Source organism: Marivirga tractuosa, assembly GCF_042140215.1.
Classification (GTDB): Bacteria; Bacteroidota; Bacteroidia; order Cytophagales; family Cyclobacteriaceae; genus Marivirga; species Marivirga tractuosa_A.
The window spans coordinates 3,594,706-3,619,854 of sequence record NZ_CP159478.1; the positions used below are offsets into that span (position 1 = coordinate 3,594,706).

Below are 25,149 nucleotides of genomic sequence, written 5' to 3' on the forward strand. Positions count from 1 at the left end.
TATGGAATTTATAACACAATCAACCAACACTTTAAATAAAAATTCAGTCAAATTACTGAGACAAACTGCTAAGACTGACCAAGAATTTGTGGATGCCTGGATCAGTGAAACAGATGACATTCAAAGTATAAATTTGAATGGAGTCGATCTGAAAATTTCACCTAACGGAATTTTTGGTGAGGTGGAGATACCTTCTGAAAGCAATATAGAAGAAGCCACTTCCCGATTATATGCATCTATTTTTGCTGCTTTGAGTCATTACCCTGATTATCAGCTGCTCCGTGTCTGGAATTATGTACCGAAAATATTAGAAGCATCCGAATTACAGGGCTTCAAAAATAACTATGAGGCCTTTAACAGTGGCAGGTTCAAAGCTTTTCAGGCCAGCTACGGAAAGGAGTTTTCTGATTCCATGATGCCATCAGCAAGTGCTGTCGGTTCCTCTTCAAAAATCCTCAGGATAGAATTCCTAGCAGTGAAAACAAATGTTACTTTCTTAGAAAATAAAGAGCAAACAGCAGCTAAAAACTATTCCAATAAATATGGCCAGCTTCCCCCACTTTTTAGTCGTGGAGCTATCTACAAAAATTTGAATCAAACTCTTTTAATTTCATCAGGAACTGCTAGTGTAGTGGGAGAAGATTCTGTGCATTCCGACCTTTACGACCAGGTGAATCAAAGCATTCTGAATCTTCGGATTTTAGGGAGCCAGTTTAATTTAAAGCGATATGACATCGATTATGGTTTTGCATTAGAAGATGCGGTTTTGCTCCGTACTTACTATAAAAACAAAGAAGATGAGGTGTTTTTACGAAAGTACTTAAAGAAATTGGTTTCTCCAGACTGTAAACTCTCTTTTATGCAGGCTGACATTTGCCGGGATGAACTTTTGGTGGAGATTGAAGCAGTATTTGTGAAAAAAGGAGAATTTGAGCAGAATGGAAAGGAGAAATATTTCCTGAATGATGCAGGCAAAATCCGCACTGAATCATTTGAACTGCATATTGCCGAACATTGCAATCTTCGGTGCAGGGACTGCTGCAATATTTCTCCACTCAATCCGCAAAAGTTTATGTCGGTAGCCGAAATCGAGGATATCTGCAAATTCTTAAAAGACAGCATCCAGCCCGATCTGTTCAAAATAGCAGGAGGAGAGCCTACCCTTCATCCTGAAATTGACGAGATTATCAGGATTATAAAGCAATATGAGATAGCCCCTCAAATAAGAGTGGTTTCTAATGGACTACTGGTTCATAGGATGTCGGAATACTTTTGGCATGAAATAGATCAACTCACCATTTCCAATTACAAAAGCGCCCCTGTGAAGCAAAGAAGTCTGGATTTGATAAAAGAGAAAGCCAAACAATACGGTTTTGTAACCAATATTAAATATGTAGAGCAGTTCAATGAGATTTTCCTAAAGGAACCTTTTACCGATCAAAAAGAGATTCAGCGCATTTATGACGACTGCTGGATGCGTCACAGATGCCATATTATCCGAAATGGCCGTTTCTACAAATGCACTCGTGCAGCCTATATGGATGATTATTTGTGTATCCTTAAAATTGATTCAAAATTGGGAGATACCACTTATTCGGAAGCAGATGGTATTGACATTAAACAGCCTGATTTTAAAGAAAAAGCATTGTTTTATCTTAACAATAAAAAGCCTTTAGCCTCTTGTCGTTACTGTTTGGGTGTTTCCGGAAGTTTAAGAGATAATGTACAATTGAGCAAAAAGGAAATTAGGGAGATGGTGGAGTGAGGCTTAATAAACAGAACTTGAAGTACACAAAATATTTCAAGTTCTGTTTAATTTGTTCTTTCTACCTCAAATCCTCATAATAACTTCATATACAGCAATAAATTAATTTAATAATCACTCCATAACTTATCCATAGGAATTTCAAATAGTTATGACATAACTACCTATTCAAGGAAAGCAATTATCACTACTTCTATTTCTTTAAAACAATAAAGCCTTGCTTTGGCTTTTCTTTAGAATCTAACTGGATGGTGTAGAAATAAGTACCTTCCGGTAATTCACCTGCTCCTATTTGGTTGTTTCTGTTAGCGTTGCCGTCAAAGCTGCGCGAAGTATTATTATAGCTTTTCATTGCAAAGACAATATTGCCCCATCTGTTTTTGATAATCACCTCGTTATCAGGATAATTTTCGATCCCTCCTATCACCCATGTATCGTTAATTCCATCATAATCAGGTGAAAAACCCTTTGGGATAATTACTTTTTCCACTTCAATAGTTATTTCGTCCTCTGCAACACAGCCAGCCATGCTGGTAAATGTTACAGTATAAGTAGTGGTTTCTTCTGGTGAGGCTATAGGATCAGGAATTTCAGAATTACTTAACCCCTTTGACGGTGACCAGCTAAATGTGCCTTTTGTTGAAGTAAAAACATCCAACTGATGGCTTTCACCTATTGAAATTCTTGTATCTGTACCCGCATCTACCTCCGGGAATAGACTTTCTGGAACTTTTAGATTAAAATCACAAGTGCTTTGACTTCCGTTACTATCTTCCACTATAACAGTAGCCACGGTATTTTCAAGTATCATTGTTCCTGCTTCGGGGATTTGAGTTATACTGCTAATTTCAGAACATACACTTTCAGCTTCTATTAATTCGGTAAAATCTGGCACCATAACTTCGCAATTTTCACTAGACTGAAGGTCCTGATCAGGAAGGCAAGTAAAAACTGGTGCATCTCCTGCATTTATCTGTAAAATAATAGAACATTCCGAGCTATTTCCTGATGCATCTGTTGCTGATATGGTGATTTTGGTTTCTTGGGTGAGTTCAGTACCTGCTTCAGGAGATTGCGTTAATACTGGATTTTCATCCTGGTTATCTGATACTGTTATATCATCCAGAAAATTCGGTACCTCCTTAACCGTGCATTCTACTTCCTGATCAGACAGACAAGTAATTTCAGGAGCTTCGAAATCCGTTCTTTCGATTACTTCAAAAGTACAACTTTTAGTGTTGCCACTTTCATCTGTAGCGGTTAAGGTCACGGTAATATCGGTAGTAAATTCTGTTCCGATTGCCGGTGATTGTGTGATTACGGGGTCTGAGTCACAATCATCAGTAACAGAAGCCATAGCAATATAATCTGGTAGGTTTTCGCCTGGGATCAAACTTTGCTCTTCAGGGCAATTGATGGATGGAGCTGCGGTGTCTTCTTCCCTACTCACAGTAAAACTACAACTGCTGGAATTGCCGGCTTCGTCCTCAGCTGTCATGCTGATGGTCATTCCATCTGTAAAAACCGTGCCCTCTGCAGGCGATTGTGTAATAGTTGGATCGACATCTCTGTCGTCAGTAGGCGTGACCAAAGCAGTAAAATCAGGTACTTCTGTGGCATCACAAGCAACTATTTGATCATTAAGGCAAGTGATTTCAGGTGCCTCAGTATCCGGTATTTCAGTCACCTCAAAAGTACAACTTTTTGTATTGCCACTTTCATCTGTAGCGGTTAAGGTCACGGTAATATCAGTAGTAAACTCTGTTCCGATTGCTGGTGATTGTGTGATCACTGGGTTTGGATCACAATCATCTGAAACGGAAGCCAAAGCAGTATAATCTGGTAAGTTTTCACCGGGAATCAAACTTTGCTCTTCAGGGCAACTGATGGATGGAGCTTGATTGTCTTCTTCCCTACTCACAGTAAAAGTACAACTACTAGTATTACCAGCTTCGTCTTCAGCTGTCATGTTGATGGTTATGCCATCTGTAAAAACCGTGCCCTCTGCTGGCGATTGTGTGACAGTTGGGTCGACATCTCTGTTGTCAGTAGCCGTGACCAAAGCAGTAAAATCAGGTACTTCTGTGGCATCACAAGCAACAATCTGATCAGTAGGACAAGTGATTTCAGGGGCCTCAGTATCCGGTATTTCGGTCACCTCAAAAGTACAACTTTTTGTATTGCCACTTTCATCTGTAGCGGTTAAGGTCACGGTAATATCAGTAGTAAACTCTGTTCCGATTGCTGGTGATTGTGTGATCACTGGGTCTGGGTCACAATCATCTGAAGCAGAAGTCATATCAGTATAATCTGGTAGGTTTTCGCCTGGGATCAAACTTTGCTCTTCAGGGCAACTGATGGATGGAGCTTCAGTATCTTCTTCACTTCTTACAGTAAAAGTACAACTGCTGGAATTGCCGGCTTCGTCCTCAGCTGTAATGCTGATGGTCATGCCATCTGTAAAAACCGTGCCCTCTGCAGGCGATTGTGTAATAGTTGGGTCGGCATCCCTGTCATCAGTAACTGTTATTAAATTAGTATAATCAGGTACTTCTGTGGCATCACAAGCAACAATCTGATCAGTAGGACAAGTGATTTCAGGAGCCTCAGTATCCGGTATTTCGGTCACCTCAAAAGTACAGCTTTTAGTATTGCCACTTTCATCTGTAGCGGTTAAGGTCACGGTAATATCAGTGGTAAACTCTGTTCCGATTGCCGGTGATTGTGTGATTACGGGGTCTGGATCACAATCATCTGTAGCGGAAGCCATAGCAGTATAATCTGATAGGTTTTCGCCCGGGATCAAACTTTGTTCTTCAGGGCAACTGATGGATGGAGCTGCGGTGTCTTCTTCCCTACTCACAGTAAAAGTACAACTGCTGGAATTGCCGGCTTCGTCCTCAGCTGTCATGCTGATGGTCATGCCATCTGTAAAGGTCGTACCCTCTGCAGGAGATTGCGTAACAGTTGGGTCAGCATCCCTATCATCAGTAACGGTTATTAAATCAGTATAATCAGGTACTTCTGTGGCATCGCAAGCAACAATCTGATCAGTAGGGCAAGTGATTTCAGGAGCTTCAGTATCCAGTATTTCAGTCACCTCAAAAGTACAGCTTTCCGTCTGATAGGAGTCATCAGTAGCAGTAATGGTTACTGTTAAATCACTGGTAAAGGTGGTGCCAGCTGCAGGACTTTGTGTGACTTCCGGTGCATCATCACAATCATCTGTAATCGTTATTAAATTTGTATAATCGGGAAGGGCTTCTCCTGCTTCCAGGATTTGGTTTTCCATACACTCGATGACCGGTGGTTCGGTATCCATTTCAAAATCGAATCCAAAAAAAACATAAGCCGCACCACTATGACTATCCTCGAAAGAAGCATATGATGAAGGCGCGCCTACGAGCAGGTCTGATATTCCGTCACCATTATAATCAAAATTGCCATCAAGTGAGTATCCAAATTCCTTTTCTTCTCCGTCATTTTCAATATGAAAAGCTGATTCATCATCTAGAAAATGAAAATTATCAAATCCTCTTTCACGTCCTAAATAAACATAAACTCCATCAAAAGTATCTCCAATAACTAAATCAGAAATACCATCATTATTAAAATCACCAGCTGCCATACTAGACCCAACATTAGAAGTTAAAATAAATCCTTTTGTTCCGTTTAGAGTTGATATATCAAATACTGGTTCAAAATTCCGATCATCACCAAAAAGTATATAATAATCATCATCAAAAGAACCAGTAAGGGTAACTACCACATCGTCAATCCCATCATTATTAAAATCACCCAAAGCAGATGAAGACCTACCCTTGGAAGTCATAAAACCCTTTTCTCCATCAAAATCACTTACGCTATAGGTAGTATTGAAAGGCTGATCAGAACCAAAAAATATAAAAGAATTCCCCGAAGAGGAGCCAGCACGCCCTCCGCTTTCAGATAATAAAATATCATCAATACCATCATCATTGAAATCGCCAGCACTACCTGAGCTGATTCCAAAATAATAATCTTCTGTATCGCCTAAAATATTAAACCCATTAGTTCCGTTTAGATTACTTAATTCGAAAACAGCAGGAAAATTAGAATTTCTGCCAAACACTACAAATACTCTACCGGCATTATCCTCACTACCTACCTCTGCGTAAGGTGCTCCAATAATCAGATCATCAATATTATCTCCATTCACATCACCTGCAAAACCTACTATGAGCCCTGTTAAATCACCACCATTTACTCCGCTCATCATAAAACCATTGGCTCCATTTATATCATCTAAACTTAGCTCAGCTGAAAAACCCGAACTCTTACCATAAATCACATGGACAGTACCTGCATTATGATCCTCTGATTCTCCTGTAGGATTACCATAAATAGAACTGATCATAAAATCATCAATACCATCGTTATTAATATCACCTGCATAACCAATTTCTCTTCCCGACCAAGTGCTAGTACCTTGAATAACAAATCCATTATCACCATTCAGGCTGCTTACATTGATGGAAGGATTTATATCCGTAGAGGTTCCAAATACTGCGTAAACTTCGCCAAATTCATTACCCGCATCTTGATCAGCTTTATGTGCAGAAACAATCACATCATCAAAACCATCACCATTGATATCGCCTACAGCATTCACGTCAAAACCCGTAGTATTCCCAGGGCTATTTCCTTTAATTTCAAATCCATTATTTCCATCCAAATCTGAAACAAGTAAACCTGATTCAATACATTGGCCTATTGCGAATTCAGTACAGCCAATTAACAGCAATATCAAAATAGTTTGGTGGTAAATCTTATTCATGTGTATATGTTTATTTTAAAACTGCCACAACTTGTCCCGTATTTATCAGGATGAAATCTTTGATTAAAAATTCCTGCCTGCCAGCAGACAGGCATCTTCCGTTGGTGTAAAATTCGAATATGAATTTTCAATGTCGATTTCATATTGTTTAATCAACAAATCTACCAACCCTCTCTTTCGAAAAAACCACCACAAAAGAGTATGCTGAGAAATCATTAAAAATGGTGAGTTCTATACACTTTTACTTAAGCGGACAATAAAAAAGCCTCCTCCCATTATATGAGAGAAGGCTCTTGACTTCCAAACAATCAAACTTAAGGCTTACTCCTTATCGTCTTCATAAAGATTTCCTGAAAGATCTTCCTTAGACCTGATTTTTTGGCTGTATTTACCTCTCATTAGCTTCTCTTTCGCGAACATTTTCGCCATAGCCGGTGCGCTTTTCTTAAACGTCATCGTATTGTTAATGGAAATTGAAGTAGCAAAACTTTCCACGTCATGGTCTGCACCAATGTATGTAAAAGTCCAATTATTTTGTTTCAGCTCATCAATCATTTTCTTTACCTCCTGTCCTGTATGTTCTCTTGAAGCGTTTTCTAAACCATCAGTAAGGATTGTGACTAATACATTGCATTCCATATGTTTATCTACTATTTGTCTTAGCTTATTAAAGCTGAAACCTATAGCATCGTATAAAGGAGTAGAGGCATTGGGTTTATATTTATCTTTATCAATAAGTTCTAGTTTTTCTACAGGCTCATTAAAATGTAGCTTTTTAATTCCTAAACCATTGAATGTAACCAAGGAGATAAAATGCTCCTGATCCTGATATTCTTTTGCTATTCCCTTTACAGTTTGAACAATTTCATTAAATCCATCAATAATGGTGTCTTTAATTGATCCCATTGATCCGCTTTCGTCCAAAATAATAAGATTGTGTACTTGGTGTTTTGTAACCATAATTGTGTTTTTTAAGGTGAGAAAAGAAATAAGAATACAAAGTTAAGCCTGCTTAAGATGAGAAAACACACCGAAATAAGTGATATAGAAAAATCATTAAAATAGGTGAGTTTATAAAAGTAAATCCAAAAAATTCAGCATGTAATTCTTAATCTCCAAATTGGATATTCTTTAGCTTGGCAATCATCCATAAGATAAACCAGGAATGAACATAACTACAAAGTATTATCACTGCAATTTGTTTCCACCCCCATTCTCTTTCAGTAATTAATACAAATAAAATACACATTATGATAGAGATAAGGATTGGAAAACTATAGTGAATTGGGAATTGCAATGTCTGCAGGAAATAATAAAATGGAAGTACAATGATTAAATAAATCGGCAGCCCGAAAACTGAAAACATGGCGGAGATACTAAGGGCTCCTTTAAAATCCAGTGTTTTACTCATGAAGTAAACCTCATACAAATGGAATAACGATATCATCAGAAATGGAACCAGCACCACCCCTACTAAAAAAGCGGCTACAACCTGCCACTCACATAACTTGAAAGCTATTAATATTGGGATCAGGAAAAAGAGAATTGGTAATATAAAATCCATTATCCTAGCTTTCTTTTTAATTTTTAACCGCTTAAAATCTGACATATAAATTAACTATCCATCAATTTAAATCCACACATGAAGTAATCACACCACCTTTTGTCAAAAATATCAGAAACACTCACAACTCTTCAAATCAAGATATTATCCTAAATTAATCTTCTTCAATAGTTAAACCTTTGATATCTCCTCCCAAATTAATCACAGTATGAATCTTAGGCATTTTTGGGTCAGCCATATCTAAAATAACTATTGGAAATTTTCTGTCATACGTCCATGCATAGCAAATAGCAAAATTATCAGACGCATTTATCCTTGATAAATTAAGAGTATCCTCTGCGCTTGATAAACAAAAAGCATATTGAATTTCACTCAATTTGGTATCTGCGATTGTGATAACATACCTATTGATAGCCAAAGCATAGTGTCCTGTATTAGCTTGAATTTTTTTTGAGAAAGTATATGATTCTTTGTATTTCAAATCAATAAATTCACTGGGATCATTCACGACATAGGGTGTACTTTCATTAAAATCGATAAGAAAAGATTGGTTTGAATCGAGTGTTCCTATAATGTAGTCACCTGCTTTTATTAATTTTTTTGGCGATTTATTCAAACTAACAAAATTAGTCACATGACGATTTTCGGGCACCAATATTCCACCTTCTGAAATCTGATCATTGATCCTAAACCATCTTATTACATTTTCATCCTGAAAAAGGTACAAAATAGAATCAATAATAAAAATTGATGAAAACCAGGGTTTTCGATTTGTAGGCTTTATAGTAATACCTACTCGTTCTATTTCATTCAACTTTAAATCAAGTACATAAAAGCCTTCTTCCAGTGGATTGCATGCAAATATTTTTTGGTCATAAATCGCAAAACCACCTGTGTTTTGACGTTTACCAACTACGGATATCTCGTTTTCTCCAATCTCCAGCTTCCATAAAGTAATTCCCGTTTTCTTAGCCGCAAGCATATTTATTGCTAAAACTTCCTCATTTTCTTCATCATCTTTTACTTCTATAGGAAAAGGCTTTGTTAAAACATAGAGATGAGACCCATGAATGGAAATCTGGACAGCTTCTGCTTCCAGCTTATTTGACAGAAACTTGTTTTTAGTCAGGTACACTACCGAAATGGTTCCGTCATACAAAGCAATAACAGCTTTTTCATTGTCAACCACTTCTACTACCGGTTGACTGTTTGAAGTTGATCTAATTTGTTTCATGTATATATAATTGCTTTTTCAATAGTCACTTGGCATGTCTTGCTTCCATCATCAGCTTCCATACTTTGGGTTTTAAATATTCATCCTCGGTTGGCATGCTCTGGTTTATGACAATTTAATATCTCTTGATAGAAGTTTAATAATTCAACCATAAAATTATAGGCTTAACATTTCGCTTCAATCCTACTTAATGGCTAAAATTAAAAATCACTATAAATGAGGAGGTAATCCCTAGCTTAATAAAATACTTTTGATAAATGATATGATCATTCAAAAACGAAACTGAAATCATGTTTAAAAACCTGAAATCCAATTTGGTTAAACCCTATTTAATTTTACTCCTTATGAGCACTATGGCATCCTACTCCCAAGATTATTTCTACGCTTATCCTACTTATAATGAAGCAGGTAATTTAGATGGGCTACAGCAATATTTTCATAACAAAAAAATATGGTATGAGCACCTTTATAAGGACGGGATTATTCAAGAAGCTACTGATTATTTAATAAAGGTAGAGGGTAAACAGCCATTGAAAGGCTATTTTAAAGATGGAAAACCCTATGATGGTTATTTTGTACATTCTGAAAATGATTTAGAACTTAATATTGTAGACCATTATGAGAATGGAACGCAGGTTGCCCAATATTCGAAACCAATTAGTTTTGAAGAAGGTTACAGTGGAAATACTGATTATAATGCAACTACTCTAAAAACTGATTACAAAAATGGGAAGGTTTGGAATGGTGTGCAATACCAATATTACAAATTAGAAGATCACGCTTTCCTTTTAGCAATTGAAAATTATAAAAAGGGTGAATTATTAGATATTGAATTAATGCTTGGTGCCATCCATTATGCAGAAGTATTGAATCTTACTTTTAATGAGGATGGATATACCCTAAAAAGTAATGAAAGATTTGAAAGCAAAGCTGGCAATGTAAGGGTTGCTTTTACTGATGTAGATGCTGGTAAAGTTTCATTCTCTTCTAATTCAGGATTTGAGTTCTACCAAGCCTCAATTGAAAAGAATTTTCAAAAGATGGATGGTCAAGTTACTTATTATAAAGATGGAAACTCATACAGCTATCAGCATTCTAGCCACTTCAAAATAAGTGAAGAAGTAGATGATGATGAAAGACAAAACGGAAGCATTATTTATTCAATTTTTGAAGCACTGATGGAAAGGACACCAAAAATAAGCAAAAATAATAAAAATAATTATGTGTTACTTTTTAAGGAGCAGCCAAGCGAGTTTAGCACAAAATTATTTTTAGATGAAGATGGAGCGCCTGAATTAGGAACGCTTGTTACTGCAGGTAATTCACCTCATACCTTTAGTTATTTCAAATATAAAAAAGGGAAACTCACTGAATCTAAAGAAAATTTACCCATGGAAGAATTTGAAGAACTTGCTCGATTCAATGTAGATGATTTTGTATTAGATTAAGGTTCATCTTCTGGAGAAACCACATCCCCATTCCTGAATAATAAATCTCCAGCTCTGGCATTTGCACCAGTGGCTGGGTCATGTTCCAATACAAAATTATCAGGATTTACTCCTGACAATACTTTTACATGGCCTCTGTGATAGCTATAATGATAAACATGTTTATCATCCACAGCATAATATTCTCCAACTGGCTTAAATGTAGCTGGATCAGCTCCAGGAAAAATCTCTAAAGGATTGGATGAATTATAGAAAATTGCATATACATGATGATTATCCTTGCCAAAAAACTTTTCATCAAAATGTATCAATTCAAAGCTATCAAGATCCCTAATATTATTTGCCTCATAATGTCTTACAAAAACAGCATGATTGTCTCGACCAATATAACTTTCTAATGCCTTAAAAGAGTTAGGGTCAGCATTATCAACAATATATTGATCAAAATACACATGATTTTTATCCTTTGCATAGTTATGCCCTATCCATTCAAAAGTTTCTCCATCTGAATCTTTTATTCGTTCCCATTGAGAATATGCACTATTTTTATCTTTCCAATAGATTCCATTACTACCTTCTACAGCACCGAAACTAGGAGCATCCGCATTTTTAATAATAGTAAAATCAGCATAAACACGATAAGCATCCTTACTGTAAAAGTGGGTTCCTTCCAGACTAGTAAAAGTTTGAGGATCAGCTTCTTTTAAAGGTATTCCATTTTTATAAACCTTATCAGTTGTTATGTGATAGCCTTCATTGGGTATATTACTATAAAGGTTAGATAACATTCTGGGTAAGCCATATAATTGAATAATAATTACTGCCGCTATTGAAAAACCAACACCCCATGCCAGGGGTTCAGTTCCATAAAATTTAAACCCAAAAAGTTTTATTAAAAGGAATATTAAGGCAGGATAAATGAAAAATAATATAGTAATGATAATTGAAGATTTATCATTACTAAACCCCCTGGCCGCAATCATCATCGGAGACATGATAACAATTGCAGGCCATGGGAATAGTAAAATAGTTGCAACAATATTTACAGCATAATTCATTGTACTAATCCTTGAGGCTTTTAAAACCTAAAATTATACATTTTTTAAAATTCACAGAGAAACTAACTTACCTAAACAAAAATAAATCCTATGAATTGCAATGAAGTTATACTGAAAATAAACATTACAATTACAATTGGCTTTCCACATAAGATACAATTTGTGAATCTGTATAAGCTCCAAATGAGCTTCCAGCAAGCTGTAATTTAAAGGATAAAACATTATCTGATAATTCCATTTTCAATTCTTCAGGATTATCAGTATTCGTAAGTTTAATAGTGTTTAGTTTCTCTTGCAATGCCTCCTTACCTAAATCATCAGCACAAATCTTCTTTAAAAATGAACTAATGTCGTCAAATACAATATCCAATCTGCTAAGTGGATAACTGTCATAAGCCGTAAAAGTATCCCAATCGATATCTACTTTAATATCAGATCCGGTAATCTCTTTTACTTTTGCTTCAAACTCAGGTAATTTTTCAGCTTGAATTTCCTTGGCTAAACGTTTTTCTTGTAATCCCATTTTAAAATTATGTTTGGTTTGTAATACTTTATTTAAAACAAAGCTATCATCTATAAGCTCACTAGGAATCACTAAAAAGATGCATTAAAAAAAATCACTATAAATAGTGAGTAATTAAAAGCACAAAAATAAATTAGACAAAATCATAAAGTGGGAATCAATGCACAATAATTTCTGAAATTAGAACTATGCAATTTTATGCAAAAAAAAAATTACGAACCGCAGCAGGTTCAAAACCCTCCACAATTCGTAATTCCAAAATTTCTAATTATTAATTTTTAATTATTCATTATCATAACCCTCAGGTCGTTTCCATCTCACAGGAGCTTCCGGCTCTGGCTTCATTTCGAATTCTTCAGTCTCCAGTAACTTCAATGCTTCTTCCACAGCTTTTTCCAATTGAGCATCTCTGCCTTGTAAAGCCATTTTAGGATCATCTATTACTTCCACATCAGGTGCAATACCTTCTCCTTCAACTGCCCATTCGCCATCGGTATCGTAAAAACCTCCTCTAGGTGCTACCATTCGTCCTCCATCTATAAATCTAGGCGTATCCCAGGTTCCGACCAAACCACCCCAAGTTCGAGTTCCAACTAATGGCCCTATTTCCTTTTTCTGGAACATATAAGGTAATAAATCACCACCTGAACCCGCTCTTTCATTGATAATCATCACTTTTGGCCCCCAAATTCCTGCAATAGGTGACGTCCATGGGCGATTATCTCCGGCTTTACTGTTAAAATAACCGATTGGCTCACGAGTCATAATATCAATCATATAATCAGCTGCAGAACCACCGCCATTATTTCTTTCATCCAATACCACTCCTTTTTTATCTTGCTGAGAAAAATAGTATCTGTTGAAGCTGGTAAAACCTGGGTTACTAGTGTTAGGTATATATACATAAGCCAATTTTCCATCCGACATTTCATCTACTTTTCTTCGGTTTCCTTCTACCCAATCGATATATCTTAGGCGATATTCATTGCTGACTGGCTTTACATAAACTCTTTCTGCTCCTGATTTTGAAGCAGTGCTATTGACCAATAGTGAAACTGTTCTTCCTGCAGTTTGAGCAAAATGCTCGTAGATATTTTCATTGGCAGTGATGTTTTGACCATTCACTTCCAAAATATAATCTCCTTCTTTTACCTTCTGCCCTGTTAACCCTAAGGGTGAATCAATATCAGGATTCCATTGTTCCCCATCGTAAATTTTACTGATTTTATAATAACCGTTTTCGGTTTCAAAATCAGCACCCAGCAAACCAACAGGCACTGTTTCAACATCTGGCATATCTCCACCTGAAACATAGGAATGGCCGATGGCTACTTCACCGCTTAATATATCCACTAAATAGTTTAAGTCAGTTCTGTGGTGTACATGCTCCACCCAAGGCTGGTACCAGCTATAGACTTTGTCCCAAGGAGCACCGTGTACATTATCTACATAAAGAAAATCTCGCATAAACCGCCAGCCCTCTTTGAAGATTTGTGCATATTCTGCCTTAGGTACTATATTCATTTTGGCTGAAACTGAAATTTTATCTTCAGGCTTCACTTTTCCTTTCGTTTCGCTAATATTCCAATTCCCTCCTTTTTGGAAAAGCGTATGATTTCCATTTTTGGAAAGTGACCATTTGACTTACACTCTCTTCAAAGTCTTCAGCCTTTTCCTTTTTCACATCATAAGTATGTACTTTTAATCCTTCCTTATTAGGAATAGATTCAGCAATGAAAATATTATGTTCCCTTCCACTTTTTATGAATTGATAATTTCGAGCTGGCAATTTCAAGGAAACCACTCGATCTTGGATATTACTAAAATCAATTTTTACGGCTTTCGCATCTTCTTTATCTTCCTTTTTGTCTTTTTTATCCTTGCCGTTTTCATCTTCCTTTTTTTCCTTTTCCTCTTCATCACTTTTGGGTAAATTAGGAGCCTTTCCATCAGCGCTAAGCACTACTGCATAAAGACTTCTGCTGATGGATGGATCATAAGAACTCATATCCAACCAACCAGAATTTAAGCCATAATCTGTACTTGCCAAGAAGTACAAATAATCACCAGATTGATCCCACTGTGGTGAAGTGGCATCCGCCAAAGGATCGGAAACTTGATGAGTTTGTCCAGTTTGCGTATCATAAATATAAACAGCTTTGAAATGGCTATTTTGCTGCTTTTCATAAGTAATGTAGCGACTGTCAGGTGACCAATTTGGATTTAGGGTTCGGTTTGGATGTGCATAACCATCGGTATCCACTTTTTTAATTTGTCCATTTTCTAAATTGATATACCAAATATTATAATCCGTATCGGTATAGGTAATCATATTTCCATCTGGAGACCAATCAGGTGTAAAATAGAAAGTAGGATTTTCCAAGGCATAGGATTTTTGTTTTTCACCATATTGATTGGCTACTACCAATTGATATTCACCACTTACATCTGAAAACCAAGCAATTTTATCTCCTTTAGGCGACCAAATAGGATATCGATCTGCCACACCACTACTCTTCGTAATGTTTCTCCAGCTTCCCTCCTCCTTAGGGAAAGTAAAAATATCACCTCTGTGTTCAAAAATGGCTCTTTTACCATTTGGTGAAAGATTTGGATTGCTCACATTTCCAGCTGTCACATCCTCCCACCTTTCTCTACTGAAATTCAAATCTCCTGAAACATTGATTTCCAATTGCTTACTTGATTTATCACTGGCATTTAATATATGCAAATATCCACCTTGTTCGTAGGCGATTTGTTCACCGAATGCATCCAGGCTTTTTACATCAAATTTTTTATGAAAGGTAATTTGTTCCTCTTCTTGTGTTTCTATATCATAGCTCCAAATATTGCTTACATAATCTCTTTCGGATAAATAATAAACCTTCGGTCCTATCCAAACTGGGTCAAGATGTCTTTCCTTATCTAATTGAGGGGTTCTGGTCAATTCTTGATTTTGCAAGTTCAAAATCCAGATTGGCATGGCTTGTCCGCCACGGTAATTTCTCCACTCAGGATCCCAAGAGGTGATGGGCGTATATGCTAAATAACTTCCATCAGGAGAAACCTCCCCATAAGAAGCTCTAATATCTACCAATGGTTGAGGAAAACTCCCCTCCGAGGAAACAGTATAGAGCTGAGAAGTTTTGGTAGGATGTGCTTTTCTGCCTGTTCGGAATAAAACCTCCCCTTCAGGAGTCCAGCCTTGCACAAAGTCACCGCCTGGATGATAGGTTAACCTTTTAGGTGTCCCTCCTTCTGCAGGAATTATGTAAACATCAATATTACCATCATACTGAGCTGTAAAAGCTATCCATTTTCCATCATCAGAAAAATGAGGAGCGGATTCATAACCCTCTCCGGTTGTTAATCGAACGGCATCACCACCTGAAAGAGGTGCTTTCCATAAATCATTGGCATAAACGAATACCACATGCTCAGCCGATAAAGTAGGCTGCCGTAAAAGCATAGTACCCTGGCTAAAAGCTTCTAGGGAAACAAAAGCCATCAATAAGAATAAATATATTTTCTTCATAGAAACTGATTTTTTTGATTTGAAAAGTAAGCTAAGAAATTTGAATGAAATATGGTAGAAGAATTATATGAGTGAGGCAGGAGATGATTTGTTGATGTGCTGATTTTTTGATGTGCTGATGTGCTAGTAAGCGGACAGTTTGTGCTTGTTCCGAATTGTCAGTTTTGTATATTTCATTAAAAAAATACTTTAGTTTATATTTGACTGAAAACTAAAGACCAAAATGAAAACCTTAATTGTGGGTGCTAGTGGTGCTACAGGAAAACTTTTAGTGGAGGAATTATTATCTGCAAGAAAAGAAGTTAAGATAATTGTTCGACCTACAGCAAATATTCCTGATACTTGGCTTTATAATGAGCAACTTCATATAATCCGTGGCAATATCTCAGAAATGAATCTTGAGGAGATGACTGAAATTGTTACTGATTGTGATGGGTTCGCTTCTTGCTTAGGACATAATTTGACACTTAAAGGAATGTTCGGACACCCACGCAGACTGGTAACGGAGGCAGTTCAACTTATCAGTAAAGCCATTTCAAAAAACAATCCTGCAAAAGCTGTAAAATTTGTTTTGATGAATACGGTAGGAAATCAAAATAGAGATATCAATGAGCATGTTTCCACCGCTCAAAAAATTGTGATTGCTGTAATTCGAACTCTTCTTCCTCCCCAGGCTGATAATGAAAAAGCATCTGATTATCTACGACTGCAAATTGGTCAAAAAAATCCTAAAATTGAATGGGTAACCGTTCGTCCTGATGCGCTTAACAATGAAAAAACTGTCACGGAGTATAATCTACATCCTTCCCCTATAAGAAGTGCTATTTTTAATCCTGGTGAAACAAGCAGGATTAATGTAGCCCATTTTATGACACAATTAATTCTAGATGATAATTTATGGAAAGAATGGAAAGGGAGGATGCCGGTGATTTATAATGTGGAAACATCTATCTAAAACAACTTTTCAAGTAGATTTTCACTAAATTTCAAAAAACTTTATCAACCCACGCAACCGATCGTAAACTATCTGCATCTTCTTGATGTAACCAGCAAAAATGAAAGTGTTTATCAACAAATCTAAAACGGAAGAAGACTTAATAGCAGGATGCATTAAGCAGAAAGCAAGTGCTCAGCGAGCCTTGTTTGACAAATACTCCGGAAGGATGCTAAGCCTTTGCCGAAGATACGTGAAAGATGTATTGGAAGCAGAAGGTGTGATGATAACCGCTTTCACGAAAATCTTCAAACGTATAGAACAATATACAGGAGAAGGAAATTTTGAAGGCTGGATGAAACGCATCATGGTCAATGAATCTTTACAATATCTGCGAAAGCATAAAAACATGCAACTGAACATGGATATAGAAGAAGCACATCATTTACCAAATTATGATGCCATGGAAGATTATTTGCAAACAGAAGATTTAATGCAAATGATTGCAGAACTACCGGTGGGCTATAGAACGGTTTTTAACCTCTATGCCATTGAAGGTTTTTCTCATAAGGAGATAGCCGAACAGTTAAATATTAATGAAAACACCTCCAAATCGCAATTGAGCAGAGCAAGAGTTTACTTGCAAAAACGCTTGGCTGAAATGGAACAAGAAATAGCAGTAAGTCATGGAAACTCATAAAATAGATCAATTATTTAAGCAAAAACTGGAGCGTCATAGCGATCCGGTTTCAGCCGATGCTTTTGCCAAGGTGCAAGCCCAAATGAAAGGGAAAAAGCAAAAAAAGGGATTCCCCTGGATGATAGCCGCTAGTGTTAGTATTCTTTTAGCTTTATCATTCGGATTGGTATATAATTTTAACCAGCCCGAAGAGCAAAGCTTGGCAAAAATTGAATTAAATAATTCACAGTTAAGCTTTTCGGGAAATGATATGATAGCAAAGCCTGAGATTGAAAAAGAAGAACCAATGCAAAATACTGTTCCGAATAATAAGATTTCAACACCTGCTCAAGAATCTACTCCGGATAAGCTAGTGGTAGAAGAGCATAGCCGAATGGTTTCTCTTGAAAAAGTGAATGGCTATGAAGCTAACTTTGAAATAACTAGGATACCTGAATTGAGACTAGCTCCACAAAAGCGTGAAAACAAGGTGATAGTGGAAATACATTACGCATATGCAGATCGTAAAAAAGAAAATAATTTAATAGAAAAGGGTAATAACAAGCTTAAATCACTGGCCAGTGAATTCAGTTTAGCGGATTTGAGAAGTGCTAAAAACGAATTGTTTGCTTCCGCACTTCAATTTAACCGAAAGGAAAATAATTAATAAATAAAAAAAGACAGAGATGAAAAATTTAATAAAAATATCAATGATTTTTTGCCTAGGCCTTATGAGTCATTTGGCTAGTGCAAGCGGTTGGAACTCGGATACTCTAAAAGTGATCCAAGCAAATGGAGAAATGGTAGAAATTATACTGAACAATATTCAGGATAAGGAAGAAGTGAAAGCTTTCAATTTGAAAAAAATAGTAGAAAGTATTTCAGAGAATGCAGGTGATTTACAGGATGAAGAAGTGCTCATTTCAGGAGAAAATGTAACTTATTTAATCAAGCAATCAGGGGATTACTATTACTTAAGTGAACTAAGCACCAAAAGTAATGATCAATATAAAGTTCAAATACTTAAAACCACTTCTCGAGCAGAATTAGAGAAAATAAAGGAAGATGCTTCCAAAAAAGGGATTGATATTGAATATGAAAATCTTCAAATAATTAATGGTGAAATTGAAGCTATCACCCTAAAAGTGGATTGTAATGATGGTTATTCAGGTACTGCATCCACTACCAATATGCCTGAATCGGGCATAGGCTTTATCAGAGATTACTCCGCTAATGCAGATGCTCATTTTCAAATGGGTAAAATATTTGGGAATAATGGTGATGACTCAGATAAAGGTTGGAAAAAAGAACTTAAAGATGAATTCAATACTGCATTCAATGAAGAGAAAGTAGTAGCTAAAGATAAAAACAGATTCATCCAGCATGATCATGATATTGATTTTTCAATAGGCTTAAACAACTACTTGAATTCGAACAATCAATTTCCAGACACTGATAATAAAGAATTTGCATTGGATCCTTTAACTTCATGGACTTACGGAATTCATTCCAACCATAAAATTTCAGTTAGTCCGTATGTGAAATTTAATTTTCAAATGGGGCTTTTATGGAACAACTTTGCACTAGCAGATAATAAATATCAATTTACAAAAGGGCCAGAGCAGGTACTACTCAATGATACTGAAATCTCTAGACCTGATATCAGCCCAAGTAGAAGTAAACTGAATATTACTTATTTGAATTTCAACTTAGTTCCTATGTTCCACTTCGGAAAAAGCAGTAATGCCTTCAGAATTGGAGCAGGTCCATACGGAAGTTACAGAATTGCAAGCAAGTCAAAATTCAAGTATAATGATAATGGAAAAGATGTGGTCAAAAACAATTTCCATATCAACAACTGGAAATATGGTTTGAAAGCCCAAGTAGGATGGAAAGGTGTAGACTTATTCGCTACTTACGACTTGAGTCCAGTATTTATAGAAGACAGAGGGCCAGAAGCCGATTATCCGCTAAGAGCGATATCTTTTGGAGTAATATTCTAAGCCTCACCCTTAGTCCTTCTCCAAATGGAGAAGGAAATTGGATTAAAGACAGCACAGAAAACTATTCTATGCTGTCTTTTTTATTTTAATTCTTAGATGAACTTACAAATCAAACTTAATTTATAAGATAAAATACTGCCTCTTATCTATAAAAACTTTAACTTCATCCAATAAAAGCTAAAGTGTCTTAAGAAAACATCAACTAAAATTCAAATATTACTATATTTGAAAAGATTAATAACCAAAAACAAAAACTATATGTCAACAGAAATCATCAACATCAGTAAACAGGAAGGAAATGACCATCTTTACCTGACTGATAACGAAGGTCACGCTGGTAAGGATACTATCACTACCACCGTAAAACCTGGGGATACGGTAACATGGAAACTAGACCCTAATGGAGGAATAGATCAAATCACAGGAATTACCGCAAAGCCCGGAAGTCAAAATCTTTTTTCGGAAGGTTCAGCACCAGTAGATCTAAAAGATCCTAAAACAGATTGGACAGGTACTATTGGCAAAGATGCGACTGGCACAGAATCTTATACTATTGCGTATAAGATTGGGAATCAGCAATATGCAGATGATCCTGATTTAGAAGTAAAGGACGATGGTTAAATACCAATTAATAATGAAAAAAAAGAAAACGTATCTATTGATGAGTTTTCTTTTTTTTAGTTTTCAAGTTTTTGGATTTCAATACTCCGATGTCGATAGTTTGAATAGGCTTTTAAGCACAGGGAAATTTAAGAATGATTCAGCACGCCTAGAGGTTTACGAAGAGCTATTCAAAAACTCAACCCTCTCACCAGAAATCCGACTTCAATACGCAAAAGAGGCGTATAATACAGCAAATAACATACAAAATAGTAATTGGATATTTAAAACAAATCTTGAATTAGGACATATTTATAAGAGAAAAGGAGATATAGAACAATCTCTTTCACATTATCTATCAGGATTAAAAGAAGCTGAGAAGCAAAAGAACATTGGAAGGAAGGCGTTAATATACAGTTCGCTTGGTACTTTGTATAGTGTTGGAGAGGATTTCGATAAATCACTTTACTATTTTCAATTGGGCATTGAAAATCTACGTAAAGGAAAAAGCAGAAAGGATTCGACAAATCTTGCTAGAAGTCTCCTTAATACAGGAAATTTTTACCGAACACTAGGGAAGTATGATTCTTCATTGATTTATTTTGAAGAAGCGGGTAAAATCTTCCAGAAAGTCGAGTTCTTAATGGGGACTGCCTATACTATAGGTAATATGGGTCTGGTTCACGCCCAAAAAGGCGAACATCAAGTTGCCAAAAAGAAAATGGAATTAGCTTCCACTATCCTTAAAGATATGGGAGATTTTTATCCTATAGCAGTTTATGACCTCTACATTGCAGATATCTATAAAGAAAATAATGACTTAGAACGGGCCATAGGCTATGTTCAACATAGCTTAAAAATAGCTAAAGATTATTCTTTAAAAGAGCAAATTCGGGACGCCAACTTAAAGCTATCTGAATTATATGATGCTTCGAATAATTATCAAAAAGCTTACTACCACCAAAGTCAGTACTTAACCTACCGAGACAGCATTAACAATGAAGAGAAAATACGGGAAATAGCGGACTTAAGAACTGAATATGAAGTCAACCAGCGGGAAACAGAGATTCAATTATTAAAAACGGAGCAAAGAAATCAGTATATTATATTCGCTTCAATGGCGCTTATTATCATACTATTAGGCCTTGCCAGTTTTCTCTATTATCGCAACAGTAGAAGAAAACAAACCCTCAATTCAATTTTAAAAGAGAGAAAAGAAGAGGCAGAGGCACAAAGAGACCAACTAGAAGCAATCAATGAAACCAGAGAGAAATTTCTGTCCATCATTTCTCATGATTTAATGGGGCCTATCAATTCCTTTAAGGGATTATCCGCCATTATGAAAATGAGCATAATGAATCAAGACCTTAAAGATTTACATGATATTCATGCTGTTTTTGATAAATCTATTAACAATCTTTCTGCACTTTTAACTAATTTACTGGATTGGTCCGTAACGCAGCAGGGAAATATTCCTTATCAGCCTGAAAAAATAGCACTTAAGAATTTAATGAATGAATTAATCGATCTGTTTTTTAATATGGCTGAAGGGAAAAAGATTCGATTGATTACTGATATACCAGAGAATCTTTATCTGTGGGCAGATATTAATAGTGTAAAAACCATCTTAAGAAATTTAGTGAGCAATGCCTTGAAATTCACTGATGAAAATGGTGAAATTCAATTGACAGCTGAAAAAGCTAATCCATTTATAGTGATTAAAGTGACCGACAATGGAATAGGTATGCCTCAATCAAAAATTGATATGCTACTGTCCGAAGATCACTTTGAAATTAGCCAAGGCACCAAAGGTGAAAAAGGGGTTGGTTTAGGCCTTCAGTTAGTGAAGGAGTTTGTGGATATGAATAAAGGTAAAATGGAAATTGAAAGTGAGCTTAAAAATGGCACTACTTTTATTATTTATTTGCCTGATTACGATGAAAGACAGTAGCCCTTAGCTCCCCAACCCCCCCTTTAATTCCCCCACAATGCTATTAAGTTAAGGGAATTTCCTTAACGAGTTTTTCGCTTTAGCGAAAAACCTTTTATTTTCTTTTGAACCTTTTGTGGTTAAAAAAGAATATTTGTTAATCTGTACAAACGTTAGCAAATTTCCACCACAAAAGAGACAATAGAACACAAAGGAAAATAACCAAGGTTATTTTTTTGGAATATAGCGAACGACATGGCTTCAACGTTTAACTTAACAGCATTGAATTCCACCAAAGGGGAAAACGCACGGATTGAGATTAGTGGTAAACAATAAATCTCATCAATTTTTTTTCTATCTTATAGTCAAATCATATCAAATTAAAATGCAAAAAAATTCCGTGCGTTTCCCTTCGGGGGCTAGGGGGTATTACATCTCCATCGCCAAGCTCTCCCACTCGTTTGTCAATTCCTCTAACTGCTTATTCACTTTTTCAAATTCTTGATTCACTTCAAAAAGCTTATCAGGATTTCCGTAAACAGAAGGTTTAGCCAATTCTTCTTCCAATGCTTTTTTATCCGTTTCCATCTTTTCAATAGTTGCCTCCAACTTAGATAATTCCTTTTGCTTGGCTTTCAGTTCTGCATCTTCCGGTTGATGTCTGGGCTTGGCTTGCTTTTCCTTTTTCTGCTCTTTCTTTATTTCTTCCTCTATTTTTTGGTCATCTGCTTTAGCAGCTTCTCTTTTGGCAAACCAATCTTGAAATTCATCATAAGTACCAGGATATTCTTTCACCTGATAATCTTCTATCCACCAGATTTTATTGGCCACATTCGATACAAAATATCTGTTGTGGGAAACTGTAATAAAAGAACCTTCATATTGTTGTAATGCTTGAATCAGGATGTTTTCTGATTGCATATCCAGGTGGTTGGTCGGCTCATCCAGCAAAAGAAAATTCGCATTAGAAATCATGGTTTTGGACAAAGCCACACGAGATTTTTCTCCTCCTGAAAGCACCTTGATTTTCTTAAAAACTTCTTCATCCCTGAAAAGGAAACAACCTAGTAGGTTTCTCAATTCCATTTCAGTTCGATCACTTCCCGCTTGTTTCAATTCATCCAAAATCTCATTCTGGACATTCAGTGACTCCAGCTGATGCTGCGCAAAAAAGCCGAATTCTACATTATAACCTTCTTCTCTTTTACCCTCATGCTTTTCTTCCCCAGCTATGATCCTGAGTAAAGTAGACTTCCCTTTTCCGTTTGCACCAATTAATGCAATTTTATCACCTCGTTCAATATGAGCATCTGCTCCCTCTAAAATCTTAATGTTACCATAAGATTTAGAGACTTCATTTAATCGCACAATATGACGACCTGATTTATTGTTGATATTAAAACTGAAATTGATAGTAGCATTATTATCCACCACTGCATCTACCTTATCCATTCTGTCTAGGGCTTTCACCCTAGACTGTACCTGCTTTGCCTTAGTAGCTTTAGAGCGGAAACGGCTGATAAATTGCTCTGTCTGCTTTATCTTCTGTTGCTGGTTTTCATAAGCATTTTGTTGCAATTCTGCTCTTAACGCTTTTTCTTCATTATAAAAGCTCCAATTACCAGCATATACATTCAATTGCTGTTGATCTACCTCAACTGTAATATCGATTGTTCTATTCAAAAACTCTCTATCGTGGGAAACTATGATATAAGCCCCTTCATAAGACTTTAGATAATTTTCGATCCATTGTATTGAGGGCAAATCCAAGTGGTTGGTAGGCTCATCCAACATTAAGAGGGAAGGTTTTTCAAGCAATAGCTTTGCAAGCATCACCCGCATTCTCCATCCACCAGAAAAAGTCTTGAGTGGTCGACTAAGGTCTTCTGTTTTAAAACCAATTCCTTCCAGAATTTCTTCAGCTTTAGCTTGTAAGCTATAGCCTTCCATCATTTCATATTGCTCTTGTGCTTTGGTTAGTTTATCCACCAAATCATCGGAATAATCTTCTTCCATCTTTTTTAAGATAGCTTCGATTTTTTCCTGCAATTTTAAAGCTTCCTTAAAAGCCTGCATGGCAACATGCAAAATGCTATCATCCGACTGAAAAGAAAGCAAATCCTGGTTTAAGAAACCTATGGTGCAGTCTTTACTCATCTGAACCTCACCTTTATCAGGCGTAACATCCCCATTTATGATTTTCAGCAAAGTGGATTTCCCTTGTCCATTAAGCCCGATCAAACCAATCTTATCCTTTGGCTTAATGTGTAGAGAAGCATTATCAAATAAGGCTTTATCGCCTATGTAGTAGTCTAAATTATTAATAGAAAGCATGATGCAAAATTAAGTGGGATTTTGTCAGGATAAAATGCTTTGCAGGAATAGTTGAAAATATATTTCAACATACAACAATATTTTGTTTAACACTTAACTTACAAATATTAAACAATATTAAACAATATTAAAAATCAACTGTTGCTTAGGTAAATAAAAAATATAAAAACTATGAGCAAAACAGAAGAAACACAAAGTTGGCCAGATTTAGCCATCGGATTATATGACAAGCTTACTGGCAGAAATGCAAAAATCAATTACGATTTTAATGATTTTAAAATTGGAGTACCCAAAAAAGCTGGTTCTGAAGAAAAAACAGAGTGGACTTTAAGTGGAAAATTAAGCATCACTACCGAATCTAAATGAAAAAAGTTAAACTAACAGCTGATTTAGAACTTAGTAGCAATTCAGAAACCATAGTGGTTGAGAATGATGACGATAAAAATGTATGTATAAAAATTCCTTCTACATCAGCTGTTAGTTTCCCTTTAGGTTTTCTTCTAAAGCTTAAGAGTTTTAGCAAGCTTACTCGCTATTTGAATCAAAAGATCATCATCCTATTTTCCGAAAATGAAACCATCATTATTGAAAACTGTAAAGTTAACTATTTGCGAAAATGGTTTCTTTTTAAATTACTCCTTACCACAATTTTGAAGAAAGGTATATAAAAAAACTGCATTCCCTAAATTTAGAAAATACAGTCTTTAAAGTTGATAGTAAGTGATT

General features: G+C 36.0%; 19 protein-coding genes. 10 read left to right on the plus strand and 9 right to left on the minus strand.

All coding sequences use genetic code 11. The annotated features are described in order from the left end of the window. The first annotated feature begins 1 nt into the window (after position 1). Entirely contained in the window at positions 2 to 1,765 is a 1,764-nt protein-coding gene (locus ABWH96_RS16085) for a radical SAM protein (RefSeq protein WP_375578531.1), read from the plus strand. Between the two features lie 193 nt (positions 1,766 to 1,958). Here the strand turns inward: ABWH96_RS16085 and ABWH96_RS16090 are convergent, their stop codons facing one another. From ABWH96_RS16090 to ABWH96_RS16105, 4 genes are all read right to left on the minus strand, one after another. Then, entirely contained in the window at positions 1,959 to 6,581 is a 4,623-nt protein-coding gene (locus ABWH96_RS16090) for an HYR domain-containing protein (RefSeq protein ID WP_375578532.1), read from the minus strand. A gap of 321 nt (positions 6,582 to 6,902) precedes the next feature. Then, positions 6,903 to 7,541 carry a VWA domain-containing protein gene (locus ABWH96_RS16095; RefSeq protein ID WP_375578533.1) on the minus strand — a complete coding sequence of 213 codons (639 nt, stop codon included), beginning with the start codon at positions 7,539 to 7,541 and terminating at the stop codon, positions 6,903 to 6,905. A 148-nt stretch (positions 7,542 to 7,689) separates the two neighbouring features. Next, positions 7,690 to 8,145 carry a hypothetical protein gene (locus ABWH96_RS16100; RefSeq protein WP_375578534.1) on the minus strand — a complete coding sequence of 152 codons (456 nt, stop codon included), beginning with the start codon at positions 8,143 to 8,145 and terminating at the stop codon, positions 7,690 to 7,692. Positions 8,146 to 8,299: 154 nt separating this feature from the next. Next, a complete protein-coding gene (locus ABWH96_RS16105; protein ID WP_375578535.1) occupies positions 8,300 to 9,379 on the minus strand; it encodes a hypothetical protein in 1,080 nt (359 codons plus the stop codon). Between the two features lie 344 nt (positions 9,380 to 9,723). On the opposite strand from ABWH96_RS16105, the gene ABWH96_RS16110 reads away from it, so the two are divergent. Next, positions 9,724 to 10,827 (plus strand): hypothetical protein, encoded by a 1,104-nt coding sequence (locus ABWH96_RS16110; protein WP_375578536.1) that lies wholly within the window; start codon positions 9,724 to 9,726, stop codon positions 10,825 to 10,827. Here the strand turns inward: ABWH96_RS16110 and ABWH96_RS16115 are convergent. From ABWH96_RS16115 to ABWH96_RS16130, 4 genes are all read right to left on the minus strand, one after another. Continuing rightward, complete coding sequence (locus ABWH96_RS16115) at positions 10,824 to 11,885, minus strand: DKNYY domain-containing protein (protein ID WP_375578537.1); 1,062 nt, start codon at positions 11,883 to 11,885, stop codon at positions 10,824 to 10,826. The two genes, ABWH96_RS16110 and ABWH96_RS16115, sit on opposite strands and share 4 nt — an antisense overlap. 130 nt (positions 11,886 to 12,015) lie before the next feature. Next, on the minus strand, positions 12,016 to 12,408 hold the full coding sequence (locus ABWH96_RS16120; RefSeq protein ID WP_375578538.1) for a hypothetical protein: 393 nt from the start codon (positions 12,406 to 12,408) through the stop codon (positions 12,016 to 12,018). Between the two features lie 282 nt (positions 12,409 to 12,690). Then, positions 12,691 to 13,968 (minus strand): PDZ domain-containing protein, encoded by a 1,278-nt coding sequence (locus ABWH96_RS16125; protein WP_375578539.1) that lies wholly within the window; start codon positions 13,966 to 13,968, stop codon positions 12,691 to 12,693. Between the two features lie 16 nt (positions 13,969 to 13,984). Beyond that, a complete protein-coding gene (locus ABWH96_RS16130; RefSeq protein ID WP_375578540.1) occupies positions 13,985 to 15,943 on the minus strand; it encodes a hypothetical protein in 1,959 nt (652 codons plus the stop codon). A gap of 223 nt (positions 15,944 to 16,166) precedes the next feature. On the opposite strand from ABWH96_RS16130, the gene ABWH96_RS16135 reads away from it, so the two are divergent. The 6 genes from ABWH96_RS16135 (at position 16,167) to ABWH96_RS16160 (ending at position 22,110) form a co-directional block, all read left to right on the plus strand. Continuing rightward, positions 16,167 to 16,898: an NAD(P)-dependent oxidoreductase gene (locus ABWH96_RS16135; RefSeq protein ID WP_375578541.1), complete on the plus strand. Its 732-nt coding sequence runs from the start codon at positions 16,167 to 16,169 to the stop codon at positions 16,896 to 16,898. Positions 16,899 to 16,998: 100 nt separating this feature from the next. After that, complete coding sequence (locus ABWH96_RS16140) at positions 16,999 to 17,577, plus strand: RNA polymerase sigma factor (protein ID WP_375578542.1); 579 nt, start codon at positions 16,999 to 17,001, stop codon at positions 17,575 to 17,577. Beyond that, complete coding sequence (locus ABWH96_RS16145; RefSeq protein ID WP_375578543.1) at positions 17,564 to 18,223, plus strand: hypothetical protein; 660 nt, start codon at positions 17,564 to 17,566, stop codon at positions 18,221 to 18,223. The genes ABWH96_RS16140 and ABWH96_RS16145 overlap by 14 nt, the downstream gene beginning before the upstream one ends. Positions 18,224 to 18,242: 19 nt before the next feature. Continuing rightward, positions 18,243 to 19,559 carry an outer membrane beta-barrel protein gene (locus tag ABWH96_RS16150; protein ID WP_375578544.1) on the plus strand — a complete coding sequence of 439 codons (1,317 nt, stop codon included), beginning with the start codon at positions 18,243 to 18,245 and terminating at the stop codon, positions 19,557 to 19,559. Between the two features lie 225 nt (positions 19,560 to 19,784). Beyond that, a complete protein-coding gene (locus tag ABWH96_RS16155) occupies positions 19,785 to 20,180 on the plus strand; it encodes a hypothetical protein (RefSeq protein WP_375578545.1) in 396 nt (131 codons plus the stop codon). 13 nt (positions 20,181 to 20,193) lie between these two features. Further along, positions 20,194 to 22,110 (plus strand): ATP-binding protein, encoded by a 1,917-nt coding sequence (locus ABWH96_RS16160; protein ID WP_375578546.1) that lies wholly within the window; start codon positions 20,194 to 20,196, stop codon positions 22,108 to 22,110. Positions 22,111 to 22,518: 408 nt separating this feature from the next. On the opposite strand, the gene ABWH96_RS16165 is transcribed toward ABWH96_RS16160, so the two are convergent. After that, on the minus strand, positions 22,519 to 24,423 hold the full coding sequence (locus ABWH96_RS16165) for an ABC-F family ATP-binding cassette domain-containing protein (RefSeq protein ID WP_375578547.1): 1,905 nt from the start codon (positions 24,421 to 24,423) through the stop codon (positions 22,519 to 22,521). A gap of 171 nt (positions 24,424 to 24,594) precedes the next feature. On the opposite strand from ABWH96_RS16165, the gene ABWH96_RS16170 reads away from it, so the two are divergent. Both ABWH96_RS16170 and ABWH96_RS16175 read left to right on the plus strand, forming a co-directional pair. Continuing rightward, the gene (locus ABWH96_RS16170; protein ID WP_375578548.1) at positions 24,595 to 24,789 is read left to right on the plus strand and encodes a hypothetical protein; all 195 of its coding nucleotides are present in this window, start codon (positions 24,595 to 24,597) and stop codon (positions 24,787 to 24,789) included. Next, a complete protein-coding gene (locus ABWH96_RS16175) occupies positions 24,786 to 25,091 on the plus strand; it encodes a hypothetical protein (protein WP_375578549.1) in 306 nt (101 codons plus the stop codon). The genes ABWH96_RS16170 and ABWH96_RS16175 overlap by 4 nt, the downstream gene beginning before the upstream one ends. Positions 25,092 to 25,149: the final 58 nt, after the last annotated feature.

Bases quoted from the DNA above. Each gene is read 5' to 3' on its own strand.
- ABWH96_RS16170 (WP_375578548.1), top strand. From the start codon at position 24,595: ATGAGCAAAACAGAAGAAACACAAAGTTGGCCAGATTTAGCCATCGGA.
- ABWH96_RS16100 (WP_375578534.1), bottom strand. From the start codon at position 8,145: ATGGATTTTATATTACCAATTCTCTTTTTCCTGATCCCAATATTAATA.
- ABWH96_RS16160 (WP_375578546.1), top strand. From the start codon at position 20,194: ATGAAAAAAAAGAAAACGTATCTATTGATGAGTTTTCTTTTTTTTAGT.
- ABWH96_RS16110 (WP_375578536.1), top strand. From the start codon at position 9,724: ATGAGCACTATGGCATCCTACTCCCAAGATTATTTCTACGCTTATCCT.
- ABWH96_RS16095 (WP_375578533.1), bottom strand. From the start codon at position 7,541: ATGGTTACAAAACACCAAGTACACAATCTTATTATTTTGGACGAAAGC.
- ABWH96_RS16130 (WP_375578540.1), bottom strand. From the start codon at position 15,943: ATGAAGAAAATATATTTATTCTTATTGATGGCTTTTGTTTCCCTAGAA.
- ABWH96_RS16090 (WP_375578532.1), bottom strand. From the start codon at position 6,581: ATGAATAAGATTTACCACCAAACTATTTTGATATTGCTGTTAATTGGC.
- ABWH96_RS16120 (WP_375578538.1), bottom strand. From the start codon at position 12,408: ATGGGATTACAAGAAAAACGTTTAGCCAAGGAAATTCAAGCTGAAAAA.
- ABWH96_RS16165 (WP_375578547.1), bottom strand. From the start codon at position 24,423: ATGCTTTCTATTAATAATTTAGACTACTACATAGGCGATAAAGCCTTA.
- ABWH96_RS16150 (WP_375578544.1), top strand. From the start codon at position 18,243: ATGAAAAATTTAATAAAAATATCAATGATTTTTTGCCTAGGCCTTATG.
- ABWH96_RS16140 (WP_375578542.1), top strand. From the start codon at position 16,999: ATGAAAGTGTTTATCAACAAATCTAAAACGGAAGAAGACTTAATAGCA.
- ABWH96_RS16115 (WP_375578537.1), bottom strand. From the start codon at position 11,885: ATGAATTATGCTGTAAATATTGTTGCAACTATTTTACTATTCCCATGG.
- ABWH96_RS16105 (WP_375578535.1), bottom strand. From the start codon at position 9,379: ATGAAACAAATTAGATCAACTTCAAACAGTCAACCGGTAGTAGAAGTG.
- ABWH96_RS16175 (WP_375578549.1), top strand. From the start codon at position 24,786: ATGAAAAAAGTTAAACTAACAGCTGATTTAGAACTTAGTAGCAATTCA.
- ABWH96_RS16085 (WP_375578531.1), top strand. From the start codon at position 2: ATGGAATTTATAACACAATCAACCAACACTTTAAATAAAAATTCAGTC.
- ABWH96_RS16135 (WP_375578541.1), top strand. From the start codon at position 16,167: ATGAAAACCTTAATTGTGGGTGCTAGTGGTGCTACAGGAAAACTTTTA.
- ABWH96_RS16145 (WP_375578543.1), top strand. From the start codon at position 17,564: ATGGAAACTCATAAAATAGATCAATTATTTAAGCAAAAACTGGAGCGT.